The 26,661-nt window shown below is 41.8% G+C and carries 12 protein-coding genes; 4 read left to right on the top strand and 8 right to left on the bottom strand.

Annotation, left to right across the window (positions count from 1 at the left end; genetic code table 11):
• Positions 1-5: 5 nt before the first annotated feature.
• The 3 genes from V7K50_RS18945 to V7K50_RS18955 all read right to left on the bottom strand — a co-directional run bounded on the left by V7K50_RS18945 (position 6) and on the right by V7K50_RS18955 (position 13,677).
• The gene (locus V7K50_RS18945; protein ID WP_334962642.1) at positions 6-5,831 is read right to left on the bottom strand and encodes an AAA family ATPase; all 5,826 of its coding nucleotides are present in this window, start codon (positions 5,829-5,831) and stop codon (positions 6-8) included.
• A 74-nt stretch (positions 5,832-5,905) separates the two neighbouring features.
• On the bottom strand, positions 5,906-11,809 hold the full coding sequence (locus V7K50_RS18950) for an AAA family ATPase (RefSeq protein WP_334962644.1): 5,904 nt from the start codon (positions 11,807-11,809) through the stop codon (positions 5,906-5,908).
• Positions 11,810-11,883: 74 nt separating this feature from the next.
• Positions 11,884-13,677 carry a hybrid sensor histidine kinase/response regulator gene (locus V7K50_RS18955; RefSeq protein ID WP_334962646.1) on the bottom strand — a complete coding sequence of 598 codons (1,794 nt, stop codon included), beginning with the start codon at positions 13,675-13,677 and terminating at the stop codon, positions 11,884-11,886.
• Between the two features lie 21 nt (positions 13,678-13,698).
• Between V7K50_RS18955 and V7K50_RS18960 the strand changes: the two genes are divergently transcribed.
• Positions 13,699-13,962 carry a hypothetical protein gene (locus V7K50_RS18960; RefSeq protein WP_334962648.1) on the top strand — a complete coding sequence of 88 codons (264 nt, stop codon included), beginning with the start codon at positions 13,699-13,701 and terminating at the stop codon, positions 13,960-13,962.
• Positions 13,963-14,079: 117 nt separating this feature from the next.
• Here V7K50_RS18960 and V7K50_RS18965 read toward each other — a convergent pair whose 3' ends face one another.
• Both V7K50_RS18965 and V7K50_RS18970 read right to left on the bottom strand, forming a co-directional pair.
• Positions 14,080-16,374, bottom strand: a complete 2,295-nt coding sequence (locus V7K50_RS18965) for an ATP-binding protein (RefSeq protein WP_334962649.1) — start codon at positions 16,372-16,374, stop codon at positions 14,080-14,082.
• Positions 16,375-16,557: 183 nt separating this feature from the next.
• Positions 16,558-18,123 (bottom strand): ABC transporter substrate-binding protein, encoded by a 1,566-nt coding sequence (locus V7K50_RS18970; protein ID WP_334962651.1) that lies wholly within the window; start codon positions 18,121-18,123, stop codon positions 16,558-16,560.
• 411 nt (positions 18,124-18,534) lie between these two features.
• Between V7K50_RS18970 and V7K50_RS18975 the strand changes: the two genes are divergently transcribed.
• From V7K50_RS18975 to V7K50_RS18985, 3 genes are read left to right on the top strand one after another with little or no spacing between them, the layout of a single operon-like run.
• Positions 18,535-19,620 carry an ABC transporter substrate-binding protein gene (locus V7K50_RS18975; protein WP_334962653.1) on the top strand — a complete coding sequence of 362 codons (1,086 nt, stop codon included), beginning with the start codon at positions 18,535-18,537 and terminating at the stop codon, positions 19,618-19,620.
• 50 nt (positions 19,621-19,670) lie between these two features.
• On the top strand, positions 19,671-20,564 hold the full coding sequence (locus V7K50_RS18980; protein ID WP_334962811.1) for an ABC transporter permease: 894 nt from the start codon (positions 19,671-19,673) through the stop codon (positions 20,562-20,564).
• Between the two features lie 54 nt (positions 20,565-20,618).
• Positions 20,619-21,344, top strand: a complete 726-nt coding sequence (locus tag V7K50_RS18985; RefSeq protein ID WP_334962655.1) for a Uma2 family endonuclease — start codon at positions 20,619-20,621, stop codon at positions 21,342-21,344.
• A gap of 180 nt (positions 21,345-21,524) precedes the next feature.
• Here V7K50_RS18985 and V7K50_RS18990 read toward each other — a convergent pair whose 3' ends face one another.
• From V7K50_RS18990 to V7K50_RS19000, 3 genes are all read right to left on the bottom strand, one after another.
• Positions 21,525-23,120, bottom strand: a complete 1,596-nt coding sequence (locus V7K50_RS18990; protein ID WP_334962657.1) for a DHA2 family efflux MFS transporter permease subunit — start codon at positions 23,118-23,120, stop codon at positions 21,525-21,527.
• A 299-nt stretch (positions 23,121-23,419) separates the two neighbouring features.
• Complete coding sequence (locus V7K50_RS18995) at positions 23,420-24,670, bottom strand: MFS transporter (RefSeq protein ID WP_334962659.1); 1,251 nt, start codon at positions 24,668-24,670, stop codon at positions 23,420-23,422.
• A 410-nt stretch (positions 24,671-25,080) separates the two neighbouring features.
• The gene (locus V7K50_RS19000; RefSeq protein ID WP_334962661.1) at positions 25,081-26,547 is read right to left on the bottom strand and encodes an HlyD family secretion protein; all 1,467 of its coding nucleotides are present in this window, start codon (positions 26,545-26,547) and stop codon (positions 25,081-25,083) included.
• Between the last annotated feature and the right edge of the window lie 114 nt (positions 26,548-26,661).

The following is a 26,661-nucleotide window of genomic DNA, read 5'->3' on the forward strand; positions in this document are numbered from 1 at the left end:
TTTAATTACGAATTATTATAATTTGCCTTAATTGGTAGGAAAATTACAAATTCAGTGCCCTCACCTGGTAGGGAATCCACTTGAATTGAACCACTGTGTTTATCAACCACAATTTGATGGGCGATCGCTAATCCTAAACCCGTCCCTTTGCCGACAGCTTTGGTAGTAAACAAATGGTCGAATATCTTTTGTTTAACTTCTTCATTCATCCCATTAGCATTATCTGCAATTTTTATTTGAACCTGATTATCTTTCAATGAAGTTTGAATTATAATCTTATGAGGATTTTCTTTAATTTCTCCAAAACTTTGCCCATTACTCGACTCATCTAAGGCATCAATGGCATTGGCTAAGATGTTCATAAATACCTGATTTAATTGCCCAGGAAAACATTCAACTTTGGGCAAATTACTATACTCAGTTATTACTTCAATTGCTGGACGTTGTTCGTTTGCTTTGAGGCGATGTTTAAGAATTAAAATTGTACTGTCAATACCTTCGTGAATATTAAATGGCACTTTGTAATCTTTATCTGCACGGGAGAAAGTTCTTAGACTAGTGCTGATATTTTTGAGGCGATCGCACGCCATCACCATTGAATCAATTACCTTGGGTAAGTCTTCCAAGCTATAATCCAAGTCGATTTCTTCAGCATGATTGAGAATACGATCGCTCGGATTTTTTAAACTTTCTTGATATAGCTTCAAGTGTTCCACAACATCAGCAATAGTGGGTTTAGCTTGTTTGAGACTCGCCGCAATAAAGCCCAAAGGATTATTCATTTCATGGGCTACCCCAGCAACTAAATTACCCAGTGCAGACATTTTCTCACTCTGAACGATTTGTAATTGGGCTTGTTGTAAATCTTCTAAGGCTGTTCCCAGTGCTTGAGATTTTTCTGTTACTGCTGATTCAGCTTGTTTGCGTAAGCGAAGCTCCTCGTAGAGATCGCTAATATTAATAGTTGTCCCAACTACGCGATAAACTTTGCCCGTCTCATCTTTTAATGGACTGAGTGTGGTTAACCACCAAGTTTTCTGGTCATTAAATGTGAGACATTCTTCATAGGTGATGGGTATTCCGGTTTGGAAACAACTCAGATATTTTTGCTCCACTGCTGCACCTTCATCAGGAGGCATTATTTCTTGCGGACTTTTACCCAGGACTTCCGAAGCAGATATACCAACCGCTAATTCACACGATTTACTCCATCCTGTGTACTCATACTTACCATTATCACGGATATCAGTCACAAAGACGAGACAGCCAACACCTTCGTAAATGCTACTGAGAAACTTTCCTCGCTCCTGGAGATGATTATATAATTGGGCATTTTCCAAAGAAATCGCGGCTTGAGTGCAAAGGAAATTTATCACAGAAAGGCGATCGCTAGTAAATATCCCTTGAGTCAGTTGATTTTCTAGATAAAGAATCCCCACCAAACGCCCTTGATTAATAATTGGTGTACACAATACACTTCTTGGTTGTGAGGAGTGCATATATTCCCCAATTAATCCAATAATATCTGTTTGACAATTGTCTATCACAACTGTTTGTTGAGTATTTTTCACGTAATTGATCACTTTTACAGGAATATCTTGACAATTCTCAAGTAATTGTGTTTCAAGAATGGTTTGTATTTGATCATCAGCAATAAAGGTAATTGCTCGAACTTTCCAAGTATCATCTTGGGGAAGCAGTAGTACAGCTTTTTTCGCGCCGGAGTTTTCTAGGATAATGCGGGTGAGGCTGGCTATGAGTTGATCTAATTCCAGAGAACTGGAAATAGCTTGAGTAGCTTTGAGGACAGAGGTAAAATCTAGTGAATCGGAAATACTGCTGCTACCAGTGCTAGAAGTGCGAGTAGATGAGGAAGTGCCACGAAAGCTAATAGTTTCTAGGGAGTTGAGATTAAATCGTTGCTGTTGCAGAATGGATTGGAGTAATTGGGGATAGCGTTTTTCTAGGTCTTCTATTTTGGCTTTTGCACCCCAACGACCATAGCCATAGTAGGCTTCAATCATGTAGTCTCCAGCTATGCGCTGTCTGCCCCAGTCGAGGTAGAATTTGGCAGCGAGTTCGTTAGCGAGGGCTTCTTCTTGAATATATTCGTTGGCTTTGGCTCCAGATATAGCCTTGTCGAAAAACTCAATGGCTTCGGCTTTTTGTCCTAACACTCGACATTTTTCGGCTTCTACCAAATCAACCTTATGCTGGTGATTCATGGGGGCATAGTGCGCCCAGTGCTGTAACTGGGTTTGGTTTTGTGCCACCCGCTCTAATGCTTGTGATACCTCAGCTGACGGTTGACTCAATTGTGCTAGAGCAATCAAAGAATCATAGAAATAAAATGCTGGTTCGCCGACTATTCCCGCAGCAGTCATTAAATAGTTTCTGCCCTCAACTGCATGGTTGTTAGCTTGTTCAACTTCCCCAAATAAAAAGCAAAGGGTCAGCTTATACAAATAGAATAAATACAACCCAAATAGGTCATTTGCAGACAACAGGAGGGGCAGAAATTCTACCTCTTGGAGGGCTGACCCAGATAAAATAGTGGGATGTGACCCAACTCCCAGTAAATTTAAAACAGATTGCCAATAGAGCCGGCAGTAATTGGCTGTTGTCAATTGGTTAACTTGCACCAAACCATTGTAGTAGGTGTGCGTATCCTGCTCCAAAGTGGTAAGGGGCTGACCGCACCAAAAGGAATGCAAACAGAAAAAATGGCCACTATGTCCAGCAATTAGCAGGTTTCCGACTTCTAGGGAAGTTCCATAGCTCTCCCTGAAGAGTGATAAAGTTTCTTTGATGTCAGCTTTGCGGTGTCGGATATACCCTGCCCGCATCAGTAATACTTCAGGCTTAGTTGCTTTAGCATCGAGTTTTAAGACAAGATTCAATGCCAACTGACTAAACTCTACGGCTAAATCTATATCTTGCAATAGATTACAGACAATGATGCTATAGCAAATATAGTTGTAAGCTGAAGTAGCTATGTTTCCGTACTGCAAAGACAATTTGACTGATAAGGAAGTCAGTAATGCGAACAGGGGAGAGCCAGAGAGGTAAGCTGCTGGTATGATACTGCTAGCCATCTGGATAATTGCAAGTTTGTTTGTATCTGTCATCATTGGGAGATGAATAAAATCTGCAATTTCCCTATCTCCAATCAGTTCGCTAATCTCTTGGATTGACTTTTGAATATCGGTTGGTGTAGGTGTTTGTGGAAAGGTGACACCCAACTGTTGCAGGATCTGGATACCGATCGCAATGGATTCGGTCAGTTTATTCTGGGAGGTCTTTGCTTGAATTTTAATGCGGTAAACATTGAGCTTTTCCAGTAAAGAGTCTGCATGGGCAATGACCGTCTCAATGAACTGTTCCATCGCCTCAAAGTCACCGCACAGCATTGACAATTCCGCCGCATCGTCATGGAATGACCGAGTTATTTCATAGTACTGCTCCCAAGCATTTTCTCCCAGTATTGATAATCCAGTGCTGGCATATTCACGCCCTGCTTGATAGGCGGTAGCACTTTTGGCTTTACGACAGGCGGTGAGGTTAAGCCCAGCTAATTCATCTCGCTCGGTTTGTTGGGTAATTAAAGAAGTTCCATGATTTAATTGATTCACTACTTCAAAAATGCGCCCTTCTCTTGCTTCTGGGGAAATCTGTTGTAAAAGCAGTTGTCCGATTTGGTAATGGGTTATCTGTTTTTGGTCATCGGGAATCAGAGAATAGGCAGCTTGCTGGACGCGATCGTGTAAAAATTTGTATGTAACAGTCTCTTGATTTTCCGGTGTACATACAAGAGTTTCTTGCCCAACATAAAACTTATAAACATCACTGAGTGGTAAAATTAACCCTTCTTGTAATGCTTTCCACAAATCACCAGCCGCCTCAATCTCCGATTGTTTTGAAACAATTGCCAAAGTTGCTAAATCAAACTGGTTGCCGATACAAGCAGCTAACTGCAATATGTTTTGAGTTGATTCTGGCAGTTTTTGTAATTGAAATGCCATAAAAGCAACAACATCATCTGTAACCGCTTGAATCGTCACTTGTACAACATCACATTGCCAACAGCCTGACTCAAAATCAAATTGAATCAGATGTTCTTGATGCAATACTTTGAGAAACTGTGTAGCAAAAAACGGATTACCTTGAGTTTTTTGAGAGACTAATTGGGAAAGAGTCCATGCCAAACTTTCTGGACATCTCAGTGTGTCAGCAACTAACTGATTTACTTGCCCTTGACTCAGTGGTGCTAAAGTAATGGTGTTAGTCGTTGGTTGCTTTTTTTGAATTTCACTCAAAGTCAACATCAATGGATGTCCTAGATTGACTTCGTTATCACGGTACGCACCAATTAACAAAAGATGCTTTGTATCAGCCATCAACAGTTGCATTAACTTCAGTGATGCTGAATCTGCCCATTGCAAATCATCTAAAAATATCACTAATGGATGTTCAGCACTAGTAAAAATTTGGATAAATTTTTTAAACAATAAATTAAATCGATGTTGTGTGGCATCTCCTGATAATTCTATGGCGGATGCTTGTTCACCAATAATTATTTCTAATTCGGGGATAACCTGAATAATTACTTGTCCATTTTCTCCAACTGCTGATAATATTTGGTTTCTCCATTGCTGGATTTCGACATCGCTTTCACTTAACAATTGTCCAATTAGATCTCGGAAGGCTTGCACAAATGCACTGAAGGGAATGTTGCGTTGAAATTGATCATATTTCCCCTTGATAAAATAACCACGTTGTTTGACAATTGGTTTGTGAACTTCGTTGACAACCGCAGTTTTTCCAATTCCCGAAAAACCAGCTACCAGCATCATTTCTGTTGCACCAAGACTAACTCTTTCAAATGCTTGGAGTAGGGTTGATACTTCTGATTCTCTTCCATAAAGTTTTTCGGGGATAATGAAGCGATCGCACACATCCCTTTGTGAAATCTCAAAATCCTTAATTGTACCAGTTTCTTGTAGCTGATGTAAACAATTTTCTAAATCAAATTTCAATCCCAAGGCACTCTGATATCTGGATTCGGCATTTTTCGCCATCAATTTCATCACAATATCTGAAATCACCTGGGGAATTTCTTTCCTGTCCCCTAAAAGCGGTGGAAGTTTAGCAATATGAGAGTGTACCAACTCCATTGAGTCATTTGACGCAAAAGGTAACTTTCTTGTAAGTAACTCGTAAAAAGTAACACCTAAAGAATAAAAATCAGTTCGGTAGTCAATTCCCCGATTCATTCTGCCTGTTTGTTCTGGCGAAATATAAGCGAGTGTCCCTTCTAATACATTGGGATTGATTAGCGTTTGGGTTTCCCGTGGTAGCAAAGATGCAATACTAAAGTCGATTAATTTAACTTGTTTGGTTTCTGGATTAATGAGAATATTGGCGGGTTTGATATCTTTGTGTATGATACGTTCGCGGTAGAGTATATCTAAGGTATTGCACAGTGCGATCGCTATTTCTAAAAACTCTTGTAGAGATTGTTGCCTTCCTCTGATTCCCCATTCCTTCAAGGAAATTCCCCCAAAGTCTTCCATCACCAACCCATAGCCATTTTGGTAAGGTTCCAGGCTATAAGTTTGGACAATTAGCGGTGAGTTGAGATTTTTGGCAATGGTGTACTGGTTACGAAACGACAAGAGTTCAGAGAAGCTGGGATAAGGATTTTTCAGCAGTTTAATCACTACAGGCAATGAGTCAGCCTCTCGATAGCCTCGATAAACCAGGGTTCTGGAACCATTGTAGAGTTCTTCACTGATGTGATATCCGGGAATACTGACTAAAGTGCTAACCATGCTGCTAAATCCTGAGTATTTCCAGATTTAGTATTCCCAGATATCTGAAGTTATTTACCAAAAAGAGCGAAAAATCATACCGGAACTTCAATGATAAATTCTGTCCCCTTACCCAGAACAGAGTTAAAACTCAATTTTCCGCCGTGAGTTGATTCAACAATTTGACGAGCGATCGCTAACCCTAATCCCGTTCCTTTACCAACAGCTTTTGTAGTAAATAAATGGTCAAATATTTTTAATTTGACTGATTCACTCATTCCCTTAGCATTATCAGCAATGGCAATTTTAACTAGATTTTCAGCTACTGAGGTTGTAATTCTAATGCAGTTAGGATTGGCTTGAATTTCTTCAAAGCTGCGTCCCTGATTAGATTCATCTAAGGCATCAATAGCGTTTGCTAAAAGATTCATGAATACCTGATTTAATTGCCCTGGGAAGCATTCAAGTTGAGGTAAATTACCGTAGTTAGTGACAACCTCAATGGCGGGACGTTGTTCATTAGCCTTGAGACGATGTTTCAAAATTAAAATTGTGCTATCAATGCCTTCGTGAATGTTAAATGGCACTTTGTAATCTTGATCGGCACGGGAGAAAGTACGTAAACTGGTGCTGATATTTTTGAGCCTGTCGCACGCCATAGACATAGAATCAATCATCTTGGGCAAATCTTTTAAGCTATATTCCAAGTCGATTTCTTCGGCGTGTTCTTTGATTTCCTCACTTTTGTTGGGGAAACTTTCTTGATATAGTCCGAGATGTTCAACAAGATCAGCGATGCTAGGTTTAGCAAGTTTTAGACTAGCAGCAATAAAACCGAGGGGATTATTCATTTCGTGAGCTACACCAGCAACCAAATTGCCTAGTGCAGACATTTTCTCACTTTGCACCATTTGTAATTGGGCATTTTGCAAATCAGTTAGCGCTTGTTGTAAATCTTGCGATTTTTGCTGCAAGGCAAGTTCAGCTAATTTGCGATCGCGTAGCGCAGCTTGCTGCTCGCAGATATCCAAAAGTAATCCATCCCAAACCACTGAGCCATCAGCAAACTGTTCTATTCGTGATCGTCCGTGAATCCACTTAATAATTCCTGATGGGGTGACAATTCGCCCTTCCCAGTGCCAGGGAGATCCAGTTTGCATGGCATCAGTTGTGGACTGTAGATAACTTGCCATATCGTCTGGATGCACGATATTTTCGAGAAACTCTACATTGGACATCGCTTGCTCTGGGGTAATTTCCAGCAAGCTATAACAATCGGCACTAATGTACCTCAACGAGATCACCCCATCGGCACTCATGTAGTATTGATTAACGACACCAGGAACGTTGTCTACAAGTTTCTCAAACCGAGAATTACTAGCACTTAACTCATTAAGCGATCGCTCTAACTGTTGGGCATTTTCTAGGGATCGCTCATAAAGTCGGGCATTTTCTAAAGAAATTGCGGCCTGAGCGCAGAGTAAATTAAGTAGTTCGACGCGATCGCTAGAAAATGCCCCTGTCGCTAAATTATTTTCTAGATATAAAATACCCATCAATTTCCCTTGATGCAAAATCGGGCTACACAAGATACTTTTAGGCTGCTGACGTATGATATAGGGGTCATTGGCTAAGGTCGGATCGGCACTTGCATCAAGCAGCACAGTAGTCTGCCTATCATGCTTAACTTTATAAATCAGCTTCAAGGGAATATCCTGGCTGTCCTCAACGGGAAGGCGCTGCAACACGACTGGCTCCGAGCCTTGGGTAATTGACCCTTTGATCAACAGGCGATCGTCTCGCAACAGCATTAACAAGCATTTATTAGCCCCCGCATTTTCGATGACGATCTTCAGCAACGATGAAAGCAATTTTTCCAGTTCGATTTCGCCTGAGATAGCTTGGGAAGCTTTGAGAATAGTTTTTAAATCTAGGGTATCCGAAACACTGCTACTGCTAGAAGTGACAGAAAAGGTGGATGTGACACTCCCCAAGGCAAAGATAGTTTCGCTAGTTGATAGAAGAGAGACCAGAGAACGGGTTTGCTCTAGGATGGGAGCAAGCACTTGGGAATAGCGTTTTTCCAAGTCGGCAACCTTGGCTTTAGCACCCCAACGGGCATAACAATAATATGCGTTCGTCATGTATTCCCCAGCTATGCGCTGTTTGCCCCAGTCGAGGTAGAATTTAGACGCGAGTTCATTGGCCAAGGCTTCTTCGTTGATGAAATGATGTTCTTTAGCAAGATTTATGGCTTGGTCATAACACTCACTGGCTGCGACTTTTTCACCCAAAACTCGATAACGTTCAGCCTCCACTAGATACCATTTATGCAAGTGGTTCATCGGGGCATTGTGCGCCCACTGTTGCAAAGTGGTTTGATGGGTTTGCACCTGAAGAAGAATTTGAGTTTGCTCTGTCTCTGGCTGTGTGGGGAAGAGTGCCAAATGCGTCAGCGCAGTATAAAAATGAAAAATGGGAATATAAACCAATCCCGATACTGTCATCAAATAGGATTTGAGTTGGGTGATGTAGTCCAGCGCCGCCTGATAATTACCATAAAAGTAGGCAAGGAACAGTTTGTAACTGTAGGCAAATGCGAGGGCGCTGAGATCGTTATCCTGCCGGTGCTTCGGCAGCATTACCGTTTCATCGTAGGCGATGCCCCTTAAGCAATCAGGTTGGCTCACAGTTTCTCTTAAATGCTGCACTGTTTGCCGCTTTATGTCCAAATAAATACGTGCCGAATTTTGTTTCACCTGAGCCAGGGCAGCACTATAAGTAGCCAATTCGGATGATAACGTGTCCAGGTTGACACCGGCCACAAGTGCAGTACAGGCATAACCTGTCATGCTGTAGCCAGCGTTGAGAAAATCACCGGTTTCCATACCAGTCATGTAGCCCTCTTTCAGCATTGGTAGCGTTGCCAAGAGTGCTTCCTGGTGATGTTGGATAAAAGCCCCAAATCGGCTGAGAGTGCTGGACTTCATATCCTGAGCATTAAACCTTTCCAGCAACGAGAGCGCTAACCGACCAAAGCTGTAGCCTGTTTCGACTTCGCCCAAAAAGGCACACAGTACCACTCCATGAATCACATAGCCGACCGTCGAGGCAGGGGCATTGCCAAACTGGAGCGATAACTTCACCATCGTCGCGCTCAACAGGGGTACTAAACCTGGAATTCCCACGAACACTGGTACAAACAACATTCCTAACAGTTGCATTGCGGCGATGGCGGCGCGATCGCTCATCATCGGTAGGTCAATCAGCCCTGTAATCTCTCTGTCTTGGAGTTGGTGGTTAAGGTCTTGTAGCGCTTTCGCTATTTGGGCTTGATCTGGCACACTCGGTAAATCTACCCCTAATTGACTCAACACCTCTCTTCCCACTGCGATCGCCTCTAATATTTGGCTCTGAGCCGTTTGTGCCGCGATTTGAATTTCGTAGATTTTCACTTTGTCGAAAATTGTCTGTGCCTGCTGCAATATCACTGCGGCTTGCTGCTTCATGTCTGCAAAGTCACCATTCAAATAGCTAGCTTCAGCCATCGCCACATAGAGATTGAGAGTCAAATCATACTGACTTTGCCAGCAGTTTGCCTCAAGTAGCTTAATCCCTGTTTGCAAATAAACCCTGGCTGCGGCGTAAGCTGTAGAATTTCTCGCCTTCACTCCAGCTTGTAAATTTAGTTGAGCTAATGCTTGGCGATCGCTTGCTTGACTAATTAACTCAATTCCTAAATTCAAATGCGGGGCAATATCAAACAGTTTTTTTTCCAGCTCTATCTCAGAGGTATTTTGCAGGAGTAACTGTCCAATTTTGAGATGAGTTACTGTTTTCTGTTCATCGGCAATTAGGGAATAAGCTGCTTGCTGTACTCTGTCATGTAAAAATCTATATTTGGCTAATTTTTTACTGGTATTCTCCTTTGACAGCGCCAATTGTTCGCGTTCTTCTCCTTGATAAAACTTATAAACATCACTAATTGGTAAAATTAACCCTTCTTGCAGCGCTTTCCACAAATTCGCAGCCGTTTCTACCTCCGACTGTTCTGAAACAATTGCTAAAATTTCTAAATCAAAAGAGTTGCCAATACAAGCAGCTAGCTGTAATATATGTTGAGTTGATTGTGGCAGTTTTTGCAGTTGCAAACCCATAAAAGCCACAACATCATCTGTAACCGCAAAAGTTATCACTTGTACAATGTCACATTGCCAAAAATCTGACTCAAAATTAAATTCAATTAGCCTATCTTGATATAATGATTTGAGAAACTGGGTTGCAAAAAACGGATTACCTTGGGTTTTTTGAGAGACTAATTCAGAAAGAGTCCATGCCAAACTTTCTGTACATTTAAGTGTATCAGCAACTAATTGATTAACTTTTTCTTGATTGAGTGGTGCTAAAGTAATCGTATTAATCGTGAAGAGTGTTTTTGGGATTTCACTCAAAGTCAACATCAAGGGATGTCCTGGGTTTACCTCGTTATCACGATACGCACCAATTAATAAAAGATGATTTGTATCAGCCATTAATAGCTGCATTAATTTCAGTGAGGCTGAATCCGCCCATTGCAAATCATCTAAAAACATCACTAATGGATGTTCAGCACTGCTAAAAACTTGGGTAAATTTTTGAAATAATAAATTAAATCTATTTTGTGCCGCCGTTCCTGATAATTCTATGGCGGGTGGTTGTTCACCAATAATTCTTGATAATTCGGGGATGACTTCAATAATTACCTGTCCATTGTCTCCAACCGCATCTAATATTTGGTTTCTCCATTGCTGAATCTGTGCATCACTCTCGGTTAACAACTGCCCCATTAAATCTTGGAATGCTTGCACAAAGGCACTAAAGGGAATATTCCGTTGAAATTGGTCATATTTGCCTTTGATAAAATAACCACGTTGGCGAACAATCGGTTTATGAACTTCGTTGACAACCGCAGTTTTCCCAATTCCTGAAAAACCAGCTACCAGCATCATTTCTGTTGCACCAAAGCTGACTCGCTCAAATGCATCAAGTAATGTTTGAACTTCGGTTTCTCGTCCATATAGTTTGTCAGGGATGATGAAGCGATCGCAAACATCCCGTTTCCCAATCTCAAAACCCTTGATTATACCAGAAACTTGTAGCTGATGTAAACAATTTTCTAAATCAAACTTCAATCCCAAAGCACTCTGATATCTGGATTCAGCATTTTTTGCCATCAATTTCATCACGATATCACAAAGTACTTGGGGAATCTCTTCCCCTTCGGCTCCGCTCAGGGTGAACCTGTTCCCTAAAAGTGGTGGAAGTTTCGCAATATGACAATGCACCAACTCCATCGGATCGTTTGACGCAAATGGTAACTCTCCTGTAAGTAACTCGTAGAATGTCACACCGGTTGAATAAAAATCAGTCCGGTAGTCAATCCCTCGATTCATTCTTCCTGTTTGTTCTGGGGAAATGTAAGCGAGTGTCCCTTCCAACACATTGGGATTGATTAATGTCTGCGTTTCCCGTGGCAGTAAAGATGCAATACTAAAGTCGATTAATTTAACTTGTTTGGTTTGGGGATTAATTAAAATATTGGCGGGTTTGATATCTTTATGAATAATCCGCTCCTGGTAGAGTATATCTAAGGTATTGCAGAGTGCGATCGCTATTTCTAAAAACTGTTGTAGAGACACAATATATCGCGTCTGGTTAGAGGCGAAATAATTTTTGAGAGAAATCCCCCCAAAGTCTTCCATCACTAACGCATAGCCGTTTTGGTAAGGTTCCAGGCTGTAGGTTTGGACAATCAGAGGTGAGTTGAGATTTTTAGCAATGGTGTACTGATTACGAAACGACAAGAGTTCAGAGAAGCTGGGATAAGGATTTTTTAGCAGCTTAATTACTACAGGTAATGAGTCAGCCTCTCGATACCCTCGATAAACTAGGGTTCTGGAACCATTGTAGAGTTGTTCGCTGACTTGATATCCGGGAATACTGACTTTTATACTTACCATACAGCTAAATCCTGAAGACTTTCAGATTTAGTATTCCCAAATATCTGAAGCTGTTTATCAAAAAAAGCCGGAAATTATACCGTAATTTCAATGAAAAATTCAGTATATTCACCCAGGGTAGAGTTAAAACTCAATTTTCCGCCGTGGGTTTCTTCGACGATTTGACGTGCGATCGCTAACCCTAAACCAGTACCTTTACCAACGGCTTTGGTAGTAAATAAATGACCAAAAACCTTTTGTTTTACTTCTTCATTCATCCCTTTACCATTATCTTTAATCTTAATAATTAATTTTTGCTGATCATCGGTAATTTTAGTACTAATTGTGATGCAATTGGGATTAGCTTTAATCTCTTCAAAACTGCGTCCAATATTTGACTCTTCCAAAGCATCAATAGCATTTGCCAAAATATTCATAAATACCTGATTTAACTGCCCAGCAAAACATTCTAATAATGGGATCTGACCATACTCTTTGATAACTTGGATTTCTGGGCGATTTTCCGAAGCTTTGAGGCGATGTTTGAGAATCAAAATAGTGCTGTCGATGCCATCATGAATATTACAAGCAACGGGGCGATCGCTATCAGCGCGAGAGAAGGTTCGTAAGGAAGTACTAATATCCCGAATCCGCTTCACACCTTCTCGCATAGAACCCACTAACTTAGGTAAGTCTTCGCGGATGTAATCGAGGTCAATTGCTTCAATTTCGTCTTGAATTATTCTACTGGGAGTACAATATTCCTGTTGATACAAATCCATTAAGCCAAATATATCTTTGATATAATCCAAAGCGGGTTGAATATTGCCGCCCAGGAAGCCGACAGGGTTATTAATTTCATGTGCCACCCCCGCGACAAGGTTTCCCAGCGCCGACATTTTTTCACTTTGCACTAATTGCACTTGAGTGCCTTGAAGTTCTGCTAGTGCTTTTTCTAGATTTTGTTTTTGTTGTTTGAGTTGGTCTTCAGCTTGGCGACGTTCGGTAATGTCTTCTGTCACGAATAAAATGCCGAATACATTCCCTTTAGCATCGCGTAGAGGCATCTTGCTTGTATCCAACCAAACTTGTTGACCATCTGGCCGTTGCAATTGATCAATGATATGAAATTCTGGTTCACCAGACTCCATGACGTGGCGATCGTACATCACAAACAAATCGGATTCTTCTTTGCTGAACAGTAAATCATAGTCGGTTTTACCCACAATCTCATCAGGCGAATTTAAGTTTAGTACATCAGCTAAACTTTGATTACAGCCCAAATAAACTGAATTGATATCTTTCCAGCCTACCCAGTGGGGAATAGTATCAAATACTAAGCGCATCAATTGTTGAGTTTGCTTCAGGGTTTCAATCGATCCAAATAATTCCTGTGTTCGTTCATTAACTCGTTGTTCTAGTTGCTGGGTGAGTTGTTGCAGTTCTATATTTCTGGCTTCAAGAGACTGGCTTAATTGGTTAAGCTTTAAGTGAGTTCGCACCCGTGCTAAAACTTCACCTTGTTGAAACGGTTTGGTGATGTAGTCAATGGCTCCAAGTTCAAAGCCTCTGACTTTATTTACCGATTCAGAAAGGGCGGTGACAAAGATAATCGGAATATTTCCGGTTTTCGGATTGGCTTTGATCTGCTGACAGGTTTCAAAGCCATCCATACCTGGCATCATCACATCTAGTAAAATCAAAGATACAGGAGTATGTTCTAGTTGCTGTAAAGCGCCCTCACCACTGGTGGCGATCGCAACTTCAAAACCAGCATTGGCTAAGGTATCTGAAAGCACCTTCAAGTTATTTGGTACATCATCGACAATGAGAATAATGCCATTGTCAAACTGATTATATGTAATGGGATTTCCAGAGAATGCTGTCATGGCAAAAATGGGGATTGGGAATTGGGGATTGGGGATTGGGGATTGGGGATTGGGGATTGGGAATTGGGGATTGGGGATTGGGGATTGGGGATTGGGGATTGGGGATTGGGGATTGGGAATTGGGGATTGGGGATTGGGGATTGGGGACTTGTACTGAGCGTACCCCTTCCCTACGGGACGCTACGCAAACGGGGAAGCAAGCTACGCGTAGCGTCTCGTAGAGAAGCCGTTGGCGCAGCCTCTCCAAGAGTTGTATTGGGCATTGGGTTTTCAAACCCTTCTTGAAGCACCTGAGTCTTTGGAGATCCCCCCAACCCCCCTTAAAAAAGGCTTGCTCTTAGAATTTCTTTTCCCCCCTTAAAAAGGGGGGTTAGGGGGGATCTCCGAGTTTGAAAACAGTCCCTAGTCCCTTTGTTCGGGAAGATACTGCTCAATGAATGTTCGGATTTTTTCAGTCTGGAAATTATCTGCATACTCACGTACTGCTTTCACAAATGGTTGGTACTGCTCATCTATTTTTTCCAAACTTTTTAGCTGTTGCTCCATGGCCATCAAGCGTCCCTGCAAGGCCAATGTGTGCAACTGCGACAAAACCTCCTCAGTCGGGGGAACGATCTCATCTGGGGTGGATGAAGATATTGCCTCGGAGTTGGCACTCATCGGCTCTACAGCCATAGAGTTTTGCTCATAAATCCATTTCAGATTTAGGTATTTTTCCAACAACTTCAGTAGCGCTGAGGCTTCTACAGGCTTGGATAAAAACGCATCGGCTCCAGCTGTGATACTCTCATTTTGGTTACTTTCAAATACACTAGCTGAAGAGGCGATCGCTGGAACATTCTGCAACTCAGGAATCTGTCGCAACTGTCGCAGCATCTCATAACCATCCATCTCTGGCATCATCAAGTCTGTAATAATCAGATCGGGATGAATCTCCTTCGCCTTTTCCAATCCTTCTCGACCATTGCTGACGGCAATAACTGCAAAACCCAAAGGTTCTAGTAAACTAACTAAAACTGACCGATTCTCCCAACGGTCATCAACTGCCAGCACCTGGCGTTGGCTGCCTTCAAATCCGACAATCTTACCTTTCTTAGTTGTTCGCAGAGTTGCCGCCCATTCTTTGGCTTCGGGAAGTTCGACCTCAAACCAGAAGGTGCTACCTTGTCCCAGTTGGCTTTCCACATTTAGGGTGCTACCCATCATCGAAACGATTTGCTGACTAATTGCTAATCCTAGTCCAGTACCTTCTCCTTGTTTCTTCACGTCACCCACTTGTTCAAAGGGTTGGAAGATTTTCGTGAGTCCAGATGGCGATATCCCGACTCCTGTATCTTCGATCTCAAAACGAATTCGATAGATTCCAGTTATCAGTTTGTCAGTTTTAACGCGAAACGTCACCCCGCCTTCCTCAGTAAACTTAATGGCATTCCCCAATAAGTTAATCAACACCTGGCGTAGGCGTTTTTCATCGACTGTAATTCCCACGGGTAAATCAGAATCAGGTTGATAGTTAAAGGGAATTCCTTTTTGATTAGCCCGAACGCGCATCATCTCTGCAATGCCTTCCAGAAGTGCCGGGAAATGGGCATCATCAGGGTAAAGTTCCAACTTGCGGGCTTCGATTTTGGCGATGTCAAGAATATCATTGATCAGATTGAGCAAATGATTGCCACACTGATAGATGATATCCATACCTTTTTTACCTCGTTCTGTTAAGGGTTCACCACCTTGGAGAATTTGGGCATAGCCCAGGATGCCATTAAGTGGAGTCCGCAGTTCATGGCTCATGTTAGCCAGAAACTCGCTCTTGGCTTGGTTTGCAGTATCGGCTTTTTCTTTGGCTTCTGCTAGTTCTAGTGTCCGTTCTTCTACCTTTTGTTCTAAGGTAGCAAAGGAGGTTTGCAACTGTTTGGCCATACTATTGAAAGATGCCGAAAGTTCTCCAAGTTCATCGGTGCGATCGCTTGGTAGGGTTGCATTCCAATTCCCCGTTTCTAATTGCTTGGCGGCGTTATTGAGTTGTAAAATAGGTAGCACTACAAGCGATCGCGACAGCCAACGCACTAAAAGTACCGTCAGTAACAACACAGCCGAAAAAGTTACCAGAGCAAATGCGGCCACGGAATATTCTTGGCGCACCACAGAACTTGCATCCAGTTCAACCACCAAAAATCCATTCACCCGTCCCTGAAGATTGGCAATTGGGGCATAGCCATAAAGAAGGATTTCGCCATTTGTAGTTTGCTGAAATTCCTGCTCAACAAAGGGTGCATTGCGGGCAACGGCTGCATCCAAATTATCTAAGGACTTGATGTAATCTATGCCAGTCAATACAGTTTTGTCTTGATCAGCAGGGTCGTAGTTTAAGACATAAACAAATTTTTTATTTGGTTGCTGGCGTACCGTATAAATACGTTTGATATCTTTACTAGTTGCTTGAATAGCTACAAGCCTATCTTGATTAATTTTGTAAAATGCCGAGGTGCGATCGCTGCGTTGGAGAACCAATCCGTGATAATCGCTATCGATTTGGGGAACTGCCAAACTGACAATTGCCAAAAGACGATTACGAATTGCCTGCCGTTGACTAGAGTACAACTGCCAATACATCCCCGATGCTAGTGTTGCAGCCATCACTGCGATTAGCACTGAATAGGAAGCAATAATTTTTGTGCTGAGGTTCCAATTTCGCACTGTGTGGCTCCTTTTACTGCCCCAAACTACTGAGATTAATAAGTGTATTATCAGTCATGCCCAATTATTTCTAAGATGCCCACTTCATCTGTAAAATTAACAATTGGTTATTGGGCATTGGGCATTGGGAAAGAGGAGGCAGAAATAAATTCTTTAATTTTGAATTTTGAATTGATTTCTCCCTCATTGGGTTAGCCCAAGGCTGGCGCGGTAAGCGGCGCGTTGAGACTTACGTCCCACTTTATTGGTAATCTGCTCCCATCTCTGTTCAATCTGCTGCATTGCTTGCTCTTTCGTCAGTTTACCTGTTAAGAAATTGGTGAGAACACCATCAAGGACTTCCAGTTGATATTGCTGGTTATGGGGAATCCTCAGATCCAAAACCATGTTTGGACTATTTAGGCTGACACCGATGGCACTTAAATAGTTGTTAGCAGCATCGGGCGACATCCCTGCCTTCACCCAGACATCAGTATTTTGAAATTGAGAACTTCGGTAAGGGTTGGCACCAGTCGCACCAATGGTGACATCAACATTTGCCTGAGCAGGCTGACTCATATAGGAAATGAACGAGTATGAGGCATCTTTGACCCTTGGCGCTGCCTGTGCATGAACAACACCTGACCAACCCACGAAGGCAGTAGAAGGCGCATGATTAACCCCAGCCAGGGAGTATGGACAGGTAAACTTATCACAAGCAACCAATTTCCCTGTTTGACGATCGAGTACTTCAGTGCTGCCCGGAGTCACAACAGCGCCTACTTTGTCAATTACTTTAGACTTGACAGGATCGATGGCTAATGTGCCAATATCTCCCCATTCGAGGGTCAAGGCACATCTACCACTGATAAACATTTGTCTTTCTTCAAATATGCCCAAATTTGCTTCCTTGGGTGGCCCATACTCCATCGTTTTTTTATAGATATCCAGCGCCTTAGCAAAAGCTGGATTTTGAACCAGGGGTTTCATGGTTTCCAAGTCAAAAAATACTCCTTGTGCCGTTCCCTGAGATTGCAGCAAAGAACTAGCAATTGAGGAAAATAGCAAGTAAGCGCCAAAGCGAGGACCCTTTGCCATACAAGAGCCGTAGTCTGGTACGCCATCATTATTTAAGTCTTTGCCCTGAAACTGTTTAGCGATCGCCAGATAATCGTCCCAGGTTGTCGGCGGCGTTAATCCAGCGTTTTTTAAAAGATCGCTGCGATAGTACACCATGTGAAAATCACCGTCTAAGGGTATGGTGTAAATGCGGTCTTTATACTTTGCACTCACATCCCGAAAGATGGGAGCAATATCTTGCCATTGCAAGGCCGAGTCTGACTGAACACGATTGGTTAAATCTTCTAGATTGTGAGTATCGATAAAGTCAATCAACCACTTAGAAAGAATTACTGCCATATCGTACTTAGGAGTGCGGCTCGACCAGTCCTCTTGCAGTTTTTGGTAGAGGTCTCCAAAGGGAAAAGCCACCATATTGATCTTTGCACCAGTCAGAGATTCAAAGTTACCGATGTGCCGATTAAGTGCAACATCGAGTACCCCTTTTTGGGTAATGACATTAATCGTCACACCGTCAAAGCGTTGTGCAGTCGTCTTGATCTCGGTAGTTTGAGGAGATGAAGCTGTTTGAGAATTGGGTGACAAGAAACTGCAACCCGGAATCCCTAAACTCAACCAAATGGCAGCCAAGAAAATCAGATAATATCGAACTCGCTGCAACAGAGAGCGAAAGTTTTGCCAATTAGACATTTTATAATTCCTTCCCTCCGGCAATTAAAAGCCAAACCCTGACGATTTACAGATTTATTGTTCCCAGATATATTCATTTTTTGATTACGCTTGGGTTAAGCTTTTTCTCTCTCGCTGCCTGTCTTAACAGATAAATTTTCACAATGCCAAGGGCGTATTGGCTTATGGGGTTAGCCCAAGACTGGGTTTCCTTGATAATTTTACGAGCGATCGCTTTGTTAATTTTTATAGCTCAAGCTTGATTATATAGATTAAAAATCGTGCCTTAAACTAGTTGATAGCTGTAAATTATTAACAGTTGCACAGGTAGATACACTTAAGTTAATGTTTAAACTAGCTATGAACAGCCCAATTAAAGCCATATCTAGAATCAATCGGCAACAACACAGAAGATGATTGACTATTAAATTAATGACTAACAGACGCGAATTTTTAAAAGGGGTGGCAGCACTTTCTAGCTTATCTTTAGCTGGTTGTGGCTGGAGGCTGGCTGAAGTACGTGCTAATTCTAATACGAATGGTCAACGTGAACAACTTTATGTCTTTACCTGGACACAATATACTGACAACCAATTACTGAAAACTTTTAGCACCCAAACTGGCATGAAAGTGCTAGCGGATGTCTATGATTCCAATGATGTCATGCTGGCTAAATTGCAAGCTGGAGGCGGTGGCACTTACAGCATCATCAACCCATCTGATTATATGGTGCAGAAGATGGTAGACAAAGATTTGTTAGCAGAAATAAATCATGAGCGCTTAATCGGACTAGAAAATTTATTTCCCAGGTTTCAGAATCCTAGTTATGACCGCAATAACCGCTACAGTATACCTTTTAACTGGGGGACGACAGGTTTACTTTACAATTCCGAAAAAGTTAAAGATGCACCACAAGACTGGGATTATCTTTGGCAAAATAAAGACCAACTTAATCAGCGAATGACTTTGCTTAATGATGTTCGAGAAGTGATGGGTGCAACTTTACGAATGTTAGGTTATTCTTACAACTCAAAAAATGAACAAGAAATCAAACAAGCTTATGAAAAGTTGAAGGTGCTAAAACCTGCGATCGCACGTTTTGACACCGACGCTTGGCAAAATCAAATTCTGGCAGGAGATTTAATACTGGCAATGTGTTATTCAGCAGATGCAGTGAAAATCTCTCAAGAAAACCCTAAACTCAAATATGTGATTCCTCGCAGTGGTTCTTCATTATGGACAGACACTATTGTAATTCCCAAAACAGCCCCCAACCAGGCTGGAGCCTATGCTTGGATTAACATGATTTTGCAACCAGAAATAGCAGCCCAAATCAGTCAACGCCTAAATATTTCTACCCCCAATAGCGCCGGATTTGAGCAATTACCAAAAAGAATCCAAAACAACGTTAATTTGTTTCCGCCAGAGTCCCTTTTAAAAAATTGTGAGCGTGTTACTCCTGTAGGAGATTTTGAAGATGTTTACGATCGTTATTGGACTCAATTAACTAGCAGTTAAAATAATTTGGGAGTTAGGAGTTAGGAGTTAGGAGTTAGGAGTTAGGAGTGATTAATTTGGAAAAAAATGATATTTCTAAAATAGAAGAATTGCATCGCCCACGAGTAAATTGGCTCCAACCCTTGGTATTACTTGCACCATCTGGGATTTGGTTATTACTTTTGTTGGTGCTGCCAACTTTGATAATTTTCGAGTTAAGTTTAGTTGCAGACATTCGACCGGGAGATTTGGTCAATCCCAACGGATTCAAAAACTATATCCGAATATTTGACCCCCTTTATGTACAAGTAATTGGGCGATCGCTATTTTTTGCCTTTGGTACCACCATCATTTGTTTAATTTTGGGCTTCCCTGTGGCCTATTGGATTGCTCAGATAGCACCGCAGCGTTGGCGAAATTTGCTGGTGTTAGGCTTTGTCTTACCTTTGTGGACTTCCTCGTTACTTCGCTCTTATGCTTGGATTACAATTCTTCGTCCGACTGGTTTATTTAACAGTTTACTCAGCAATTTAGGCTTACCTACTTTGGAATTACTTAATCAGAGTCAAGCTGTATTTATTGGCATGAGTTACAGCTTATTACCCTACATGGTTTTGATTTTATATGCTTCTCTGGAAAAGCTAGACAAGCGGTTATTAGAAGCAGCAGCTGATTTAGGTGCAAATCCTGTAGAAACTTTTTACAAAGTAACTGTACCACAAATTTTTCCGGGAATTGCAGCTGCTTCCATGCTTGTATTCATCACAGGTTTGGGGGATTTTGTCGATCCAGAATTACTTGGTGGTGCTTCTAGTATGACGGCGGCGCGGTTAATTTATAACCAGTTTCTTGGAGCAACCCAAAATTGGGGATTTGGTTCAGCCTTGAGTATGACGTTAATTTTGCTTGTTAGTATTGCGATCGCGCTTTTAATTAAGTTTGGTGAAGCTCCACCCAAACGTTAAACTTTTCGTCACCCATTTATAATAAAGGCATCAAAGGCCAGCGAGACAACGGTTATGCTCTCACCTGATCTCAAAAATGCGTTACCAACTACTGACGAACTTCCTTGTTCAGACGATACACCTGTGGATAACGAAGACCAAAACTTTTTGCCCAACATTTTACTTTTTTTGCTCAACTCCATTTGGGCAAATCGTATGGATTGGTACTTCGGAGTAGATATGGGAGTGTATCACACCACAGGAGTAAATCCCAGAGTACCTGTAGTGCCAGATGCTTTTTTAAGTGTGGGAGTAGAACGGAAAAAGGGTGGTAAATCACGCAAAAGTTACGCTGTTTGGGAAGAAAATGGGATAGTTCCAATATTCACGTTAGAAATGGTATCCCACACCCCAGGAGGTGAATACGACGAGAAGATAGATATATACAGAAAACTCAGTGTATTGTACTACGTAATTTATAACCCTGAGTTTTGGCGACGCGACCAACATCAACCCTTTGAAGTGTATAAGTTGATCGATGGAAACTACCAACTACAAATAGGTGAACCCTATTTGATGCCAGAGGTGGGGTTAGGTATTGGGCGACACCAAGCTGTAATTGCTGGTATACAACAGGAATTTTTATGTTGGTACGATGAGCAAGGAAACCGGTATTTGACAGATGGAGAACAGGCACAACAGGAGCGATCGCGGGCTGAACAAGAACGGCAAAGGGCTGAACAATTAGCGCAGTATTTACGTTCTCTAGGTGTAGATCCAAATAATCTACCTGGTAATTAAGCAGGACTTCTTCGACTTCTACCATTTCTTTGTGAGGCTGCCCCAAACCCTTTTAACTTCTTTCTTTCTTTCTTTCTTTCTTTCTTTCTTTCTTTGTGTCCTTTGCGTCCTTCTCTGACGAGACGCTGCGCGAATGCGGTTCGTTTTTCTTTCTTGTACTTTACAACCCACCTCACAAATCTAATGAGCGACAGCGCCAGCAGTTGGCTTCACCTTTTTTAAGAATAAAATTGCAATTCCACTGAGTAATAATGCAATGCCAATAAAGTAGAAACAATCGTTAAAAGCCATTACAAATGCTTCCCGACGGACGACGTTAGATATAGATGCGATCGCTTGATTTTGGGCTGTACTCAAATCGGCTCCCCGACTGATAAAATACTGTGTCATCTGGTCAATTCGTTGTTGAATTTCTGGGTTATATAAAGATACTCCATCACCCAATCTATTCGAGTGAAATTGCTCTCTGTTACTTAATATAGTTGCTAAAGATGCAATTCCGAGAGAACCGCCCAGATTCCGCATCATATTAAATAAACCACTTGCCGAACCTGCTTCTTTTTGACTCAATCCAGCAGTGGCAATAGAACTAAGCGGCACCATAATTAAAGGTTGTCCCATTGCCCGCACAAATTGCGACCAGCGTAACTGCTCTAATCCAGTTTGATTAGTCATTCCAGAGTTCATAAATGCACTGATGGAAAACAAAGTCACACCCACAGCTACCATTAACCGCACATCAATGCGTTGCATCAATTTTGGTATGAGGGGAATAATAAACAGTTGGGGAATACCAGCCCAAATTAATACTTCACCAATTTGCAACGCATTGTATTGTTGAATTTGGGCAAGATACAGAGGTAAAATATAAATTGAACCATACAATCCTACTCCCAGCGATACATTGACAATACTCGCTAAACCAAAGTTGCGCCGAAACACCAGCCGTAAATTAATAAATGGTTGTTTACGAGTTAATTCAATATAGAAAAATATCGCCAAAAAAATTGCCGCAATGACACTTAAGCGCACAATCAACGCTGAACCAAACCAATCTTTACGGCTACCTTCTTCTAAAACAACTTGCAGGGAACCTAACCCAATAGCCATCGCAATAATTCCCCACCAATCACCTTGTTTCAATAAATTAATTTGGGGTTTTTCTTGCTTAATTCCGTACCAAACACCAGCCAACATTAATGCCCCTGGAATTAAATTTATATAAAAGTTGTATTCCCAACCAAAATTTTCTGTTAACCAACCTCCTAATGTCGGGCCAATTGAAGGTGCAAAAACTGCACTAAACCCAAATGCAGCCAGTCCAACTGATTGTTTAGATTGAGGTAAAGTTGTTAATACAACTGTCATAGCAGTGGGAATTAATACTCCTCCGCTAAAACCTTGTAATACCCGAAAGAAAATCATGGAATTGAGATCCCACGACCAACCACAGCAGATAGAAAAGAAAATAAATAGTGCAGTATTCACTAACAAATAACGTCGCAGAGAAAACACCCGTGATAACCATCCTGTTAGAGGAATTACCACAATTTCTGCTACGAGATACGCCGTAGAAATCCAAGAACCTTCTTCTAGAGTTGCTCCTAAACTTGCTTGAATATCTTGCAGCGAAGCATTAGTTATTTGAATATCTAATACTGCCATAAATGCACCAAGCATACTGGCTAATACACCAATCCAGATTTTTAGCGGTACACGTTCTGGTGGTATAGCAGGATTTTGCCCTTGCTGATGAACTACACCTGTATTAGTCATAGTGTTTTTCCTGTTTCAAAGTTAAGTAGCAAAAAATCTATTATTAAATCTTCTCTTGCTTTCAGCGCGGCGAAATTACAATATAAGTAGTCGAAAAAAGCTCATTATAGACGTTTTCACTTGGGTGCAGTACAGTTTTGACCTCACTTCCATTCCTCTCTCCTAAAAGGAGAAAGGCTTTGAATTTTATTCCCCTTCCCTACAAGGGAAGGGGTTGGGGGTTAGGTCTGTATTGGACTCAACTGCAAACTGGTATAACATAAGTCTAAATTTAACTGCCGTTATCTATCTTAAACTTCCTAAGTCGTAACAATACCCTTTTGCTCATAAATTGGACGCATTATTTTCCTTAAAGCAGGTAACTGTCTACTAAAAATGAGCGACCCTAAAATACAAACTATCCCATCAATTATTAAAGTGTTCGTCGCACCAATATAACTTGCTAATAAACCTCCTAATAAATTACCAATGGGAATCATCCCCAAAAATGACATTGTGTATAAGCTCATCAACCGCCCACGTTTATCTTCTTCAACAATTGTTTGTAAAAATGTGTTGCTAGCAGCAATTTGAAGAATTGTTCCCAAGCCAACAAATAACATTGTGAATAAAGAAAGCGGTAAAAATCTAGACAAAGAAAAGGCAATTAGACCAATTCCTAAAATGGCTGGAGCCAAGGCAATCAATTTACCAATCCCTAAAATTGTTTGGCGCGTAGCTAGGTAAATACCACCCGTTAAGGCTCCAACTCCAGATGCAGCCATCAAAAACCCCAGAGTTTCTGCACCACCTTTGAGAACTTGTTCGGCAATAACTGGTACAAGAATAGTATTTTGCAGTCCCATAAGACTGACTAAAGCTGATAGTAATAAGATGGATCGAATAGGTGGGAAGCTAAAGGCATATACAAATCCCTCTTTGACTTTTTGCAAGGGATTACCGACAGTTACCGAATTTTTCCAAGGTTTAACTTCCATCGCTAATAAAGCGGCGATGACAGCAATGTAGCTCAAACCATCAATTAAAAAACAATAGCCAGTTCCAACGCCAGCAATTAATAAACCCCCGATCGCAGGACCAATTAATCGCCCACCGTTGAACATCGTGGAATTGATCGCGATCGCATTGGCTAAATCTTCTCTACGCTCAACCAATTCTGGCACAAATGCTTGGCGGGCTGGCGCATCTAAGGCGTTAATAAATCCTTGCAACAAACTCAACACGATGATGTGCCATATCTGAATCACACCAGTTAGCGCGAGTGCTGCTAATGCTAACGATTGAATCATCGCCAAGACTTGCGTTGCAATTAAGGTATGATACCGAGAAAAACGATCTACAAAGACTCCGCCAAAGGGAGCTAAAAAAAAGCTCGGAATTTGACTCGAAAATCCCACAATTCCTAGCATTAATGGGGAATTTGTCAAGTCATAAACTAGCCAAATCGTGGCAAGTTGTGTCATCCACGTCCCAATTAGGGAAATACCTTGTCCAGCAAAAAACAGACGGTAGTTTTTTGATCTTAATGCGGGTAGTAGCGGTTTTTTCATCTATGGCTTGCTTTATACCAATCTGTTTTGATAAATATCATCTCACTTCATCTCTATACGCCTCTCTATAGATGTAGAAACAGATCACAGCTAGAAAGAGGTTTTTCATCTGTTTGCAGCCAATTTGGGAAGATCCCCCTAAATCCCCCGATAAATTGGGGGACTTTAAGAAGTTTTGCCCCCCTTTTTAAGGGGGGTTGGGGGGATCAAAAGCCTGGGGGACAACTTTAGAATATTTGTGTGTACACCGTAGCCCGAAGAGTGGGGAGGGATTTTTCGGGAATGAGAAGTAATTTACCGAACATGGTAAGCTAATCGGCATTCAAGTTGCATATTCAAGGCGGGCAAGATGCCCACCCCACAAGATATTGAGGAAATTTTAATATGCAAGTTAGATGTGTTTTAGCTTATTACTTTACTTCCACTGCAACTTCCGCAGACATCCCCGGAGTAATCCGCGATTCGTACCCTTGAATGCTCTTTTGATCGAATACTATTTTTACTGGGATGCGTTGGACAACTTTAGTAAAGTTACCTGTAGCATTATCCGGTGGCAATAGGGCAAACTGAGCGCCGGAAGCTGGCGAAATACTGTCAACACGACCAATAAAGGTATGATGAGGAAAGGTATCCAGCTTGATTTCTACTGGCTCTCCGGGACGCATCTTTTCTAATTGAGTTTCTTTGAAGTTGGCAATTACCCAATAGTTGTTATCCACGATCGCCATTAATGGTGTTCCGGCTGTGACTCGGTTGCCAATTTCCACATTTTTTCTACCGATGCGTCCGGCACTGGGGGCGGTAACATTAACATAAGATAGTTGCAACTGTGCATTTTTGAGGGATGCTTCTGATTGCGCGATCGCTGCTTTTGCCGCTTCGTATTGACTACGTTTTACTGTTGTATCTTGTCCACCTGCGGTAGCTTGTTGCAATCCTCCCTTAGATGCTGCCAATTTAGCTTGGGCGTTGGTGACATTTTCTTGCGCCTGTGCTAATTGAGACTGGGCTTTAGCGACACCAACTTTGGCGGAGGCTAATTTGGCTTGGGCTTGTTCTACTCCCTGAATAGCGGCGTTTTTTTGTGCTGTCGCCACATCATAAGTTGCTTTGGCTGTATCTAATTGCTGACGAGGAATTGCACCTGTTTTATACAATTCGTTGTAACGATTGTAATCTGTTTTAGCTTTTTCCAAATTCGCATTTGCTTGCGCTACCTGCGCTTGGGCCGCGGGAATCCCCGCTTGGGCTAACTGAACTTCCGCATGGGCGGCTGGTATCCCAGATTGGGCTTCTTGTACTGCTGCTTGGGCTGTGGAAATTGCTGCTACTGCACCACTGACATCTCCTTGCGCTTGAGTTGTCTTACCAGTAGTGGTTTGTGAACTTAAAGCAATATTTGCAAGGGCTGCTTGCGCCTGTCCTTGAGCGTTTTGTAGGGACGCTTGTGCTTGTTGTACCTGACTTTCATAGTCTCGTGGATCTAACTTCACCAATAATTGTCCAGGTTGCACCAGTTGGTTATCATTCACCAGCACTTCACTTATAGTTCCGGGAATGCGGGTACTAATTTGGTGAATGTTTCCCGCAACGGTGGCGTTGTCTGTTTCCTGGTGGGTGGAGGCATATTGCCAATAGTGAAAACCAAAAGTACCTGCGGCGATCGCACCCACGCCTAATGCTGCCAAAATTAAACCAGTCGGTTTTTTCCGCTTCGGTGGAACTTCTTTCTCAATCTCAGGAGTGACAACAGGTGCTTCGGCTGTTGTGGATGTCTCTGTGGTAAGAACTTCTAGAGTCTCTGAATCAGGAATCACTTCTTTTTCTAAAACTGGGGTTTTGTGTCCGTTGCGTCCGTTCAAAGTATTGGCACCCATGATTGTTAACTTCCTTTTTCGTTCAATGATTTGATTGATAATCGTTTATTTAGAATGCGTAATATTCCCGGAAAAAAATCTTATTTCCTTAGTATGCGTAATATTATCTCAAAA

The sequence above is a fragment of the Nostoc sp. genome, from assembly GCF_036917135.1.
Classification (GTDB): Bacteria; Cyanobacteriota; Cyanobacteriia; order Cyanobacteriales; family Nostocaceae; genus Nostoc.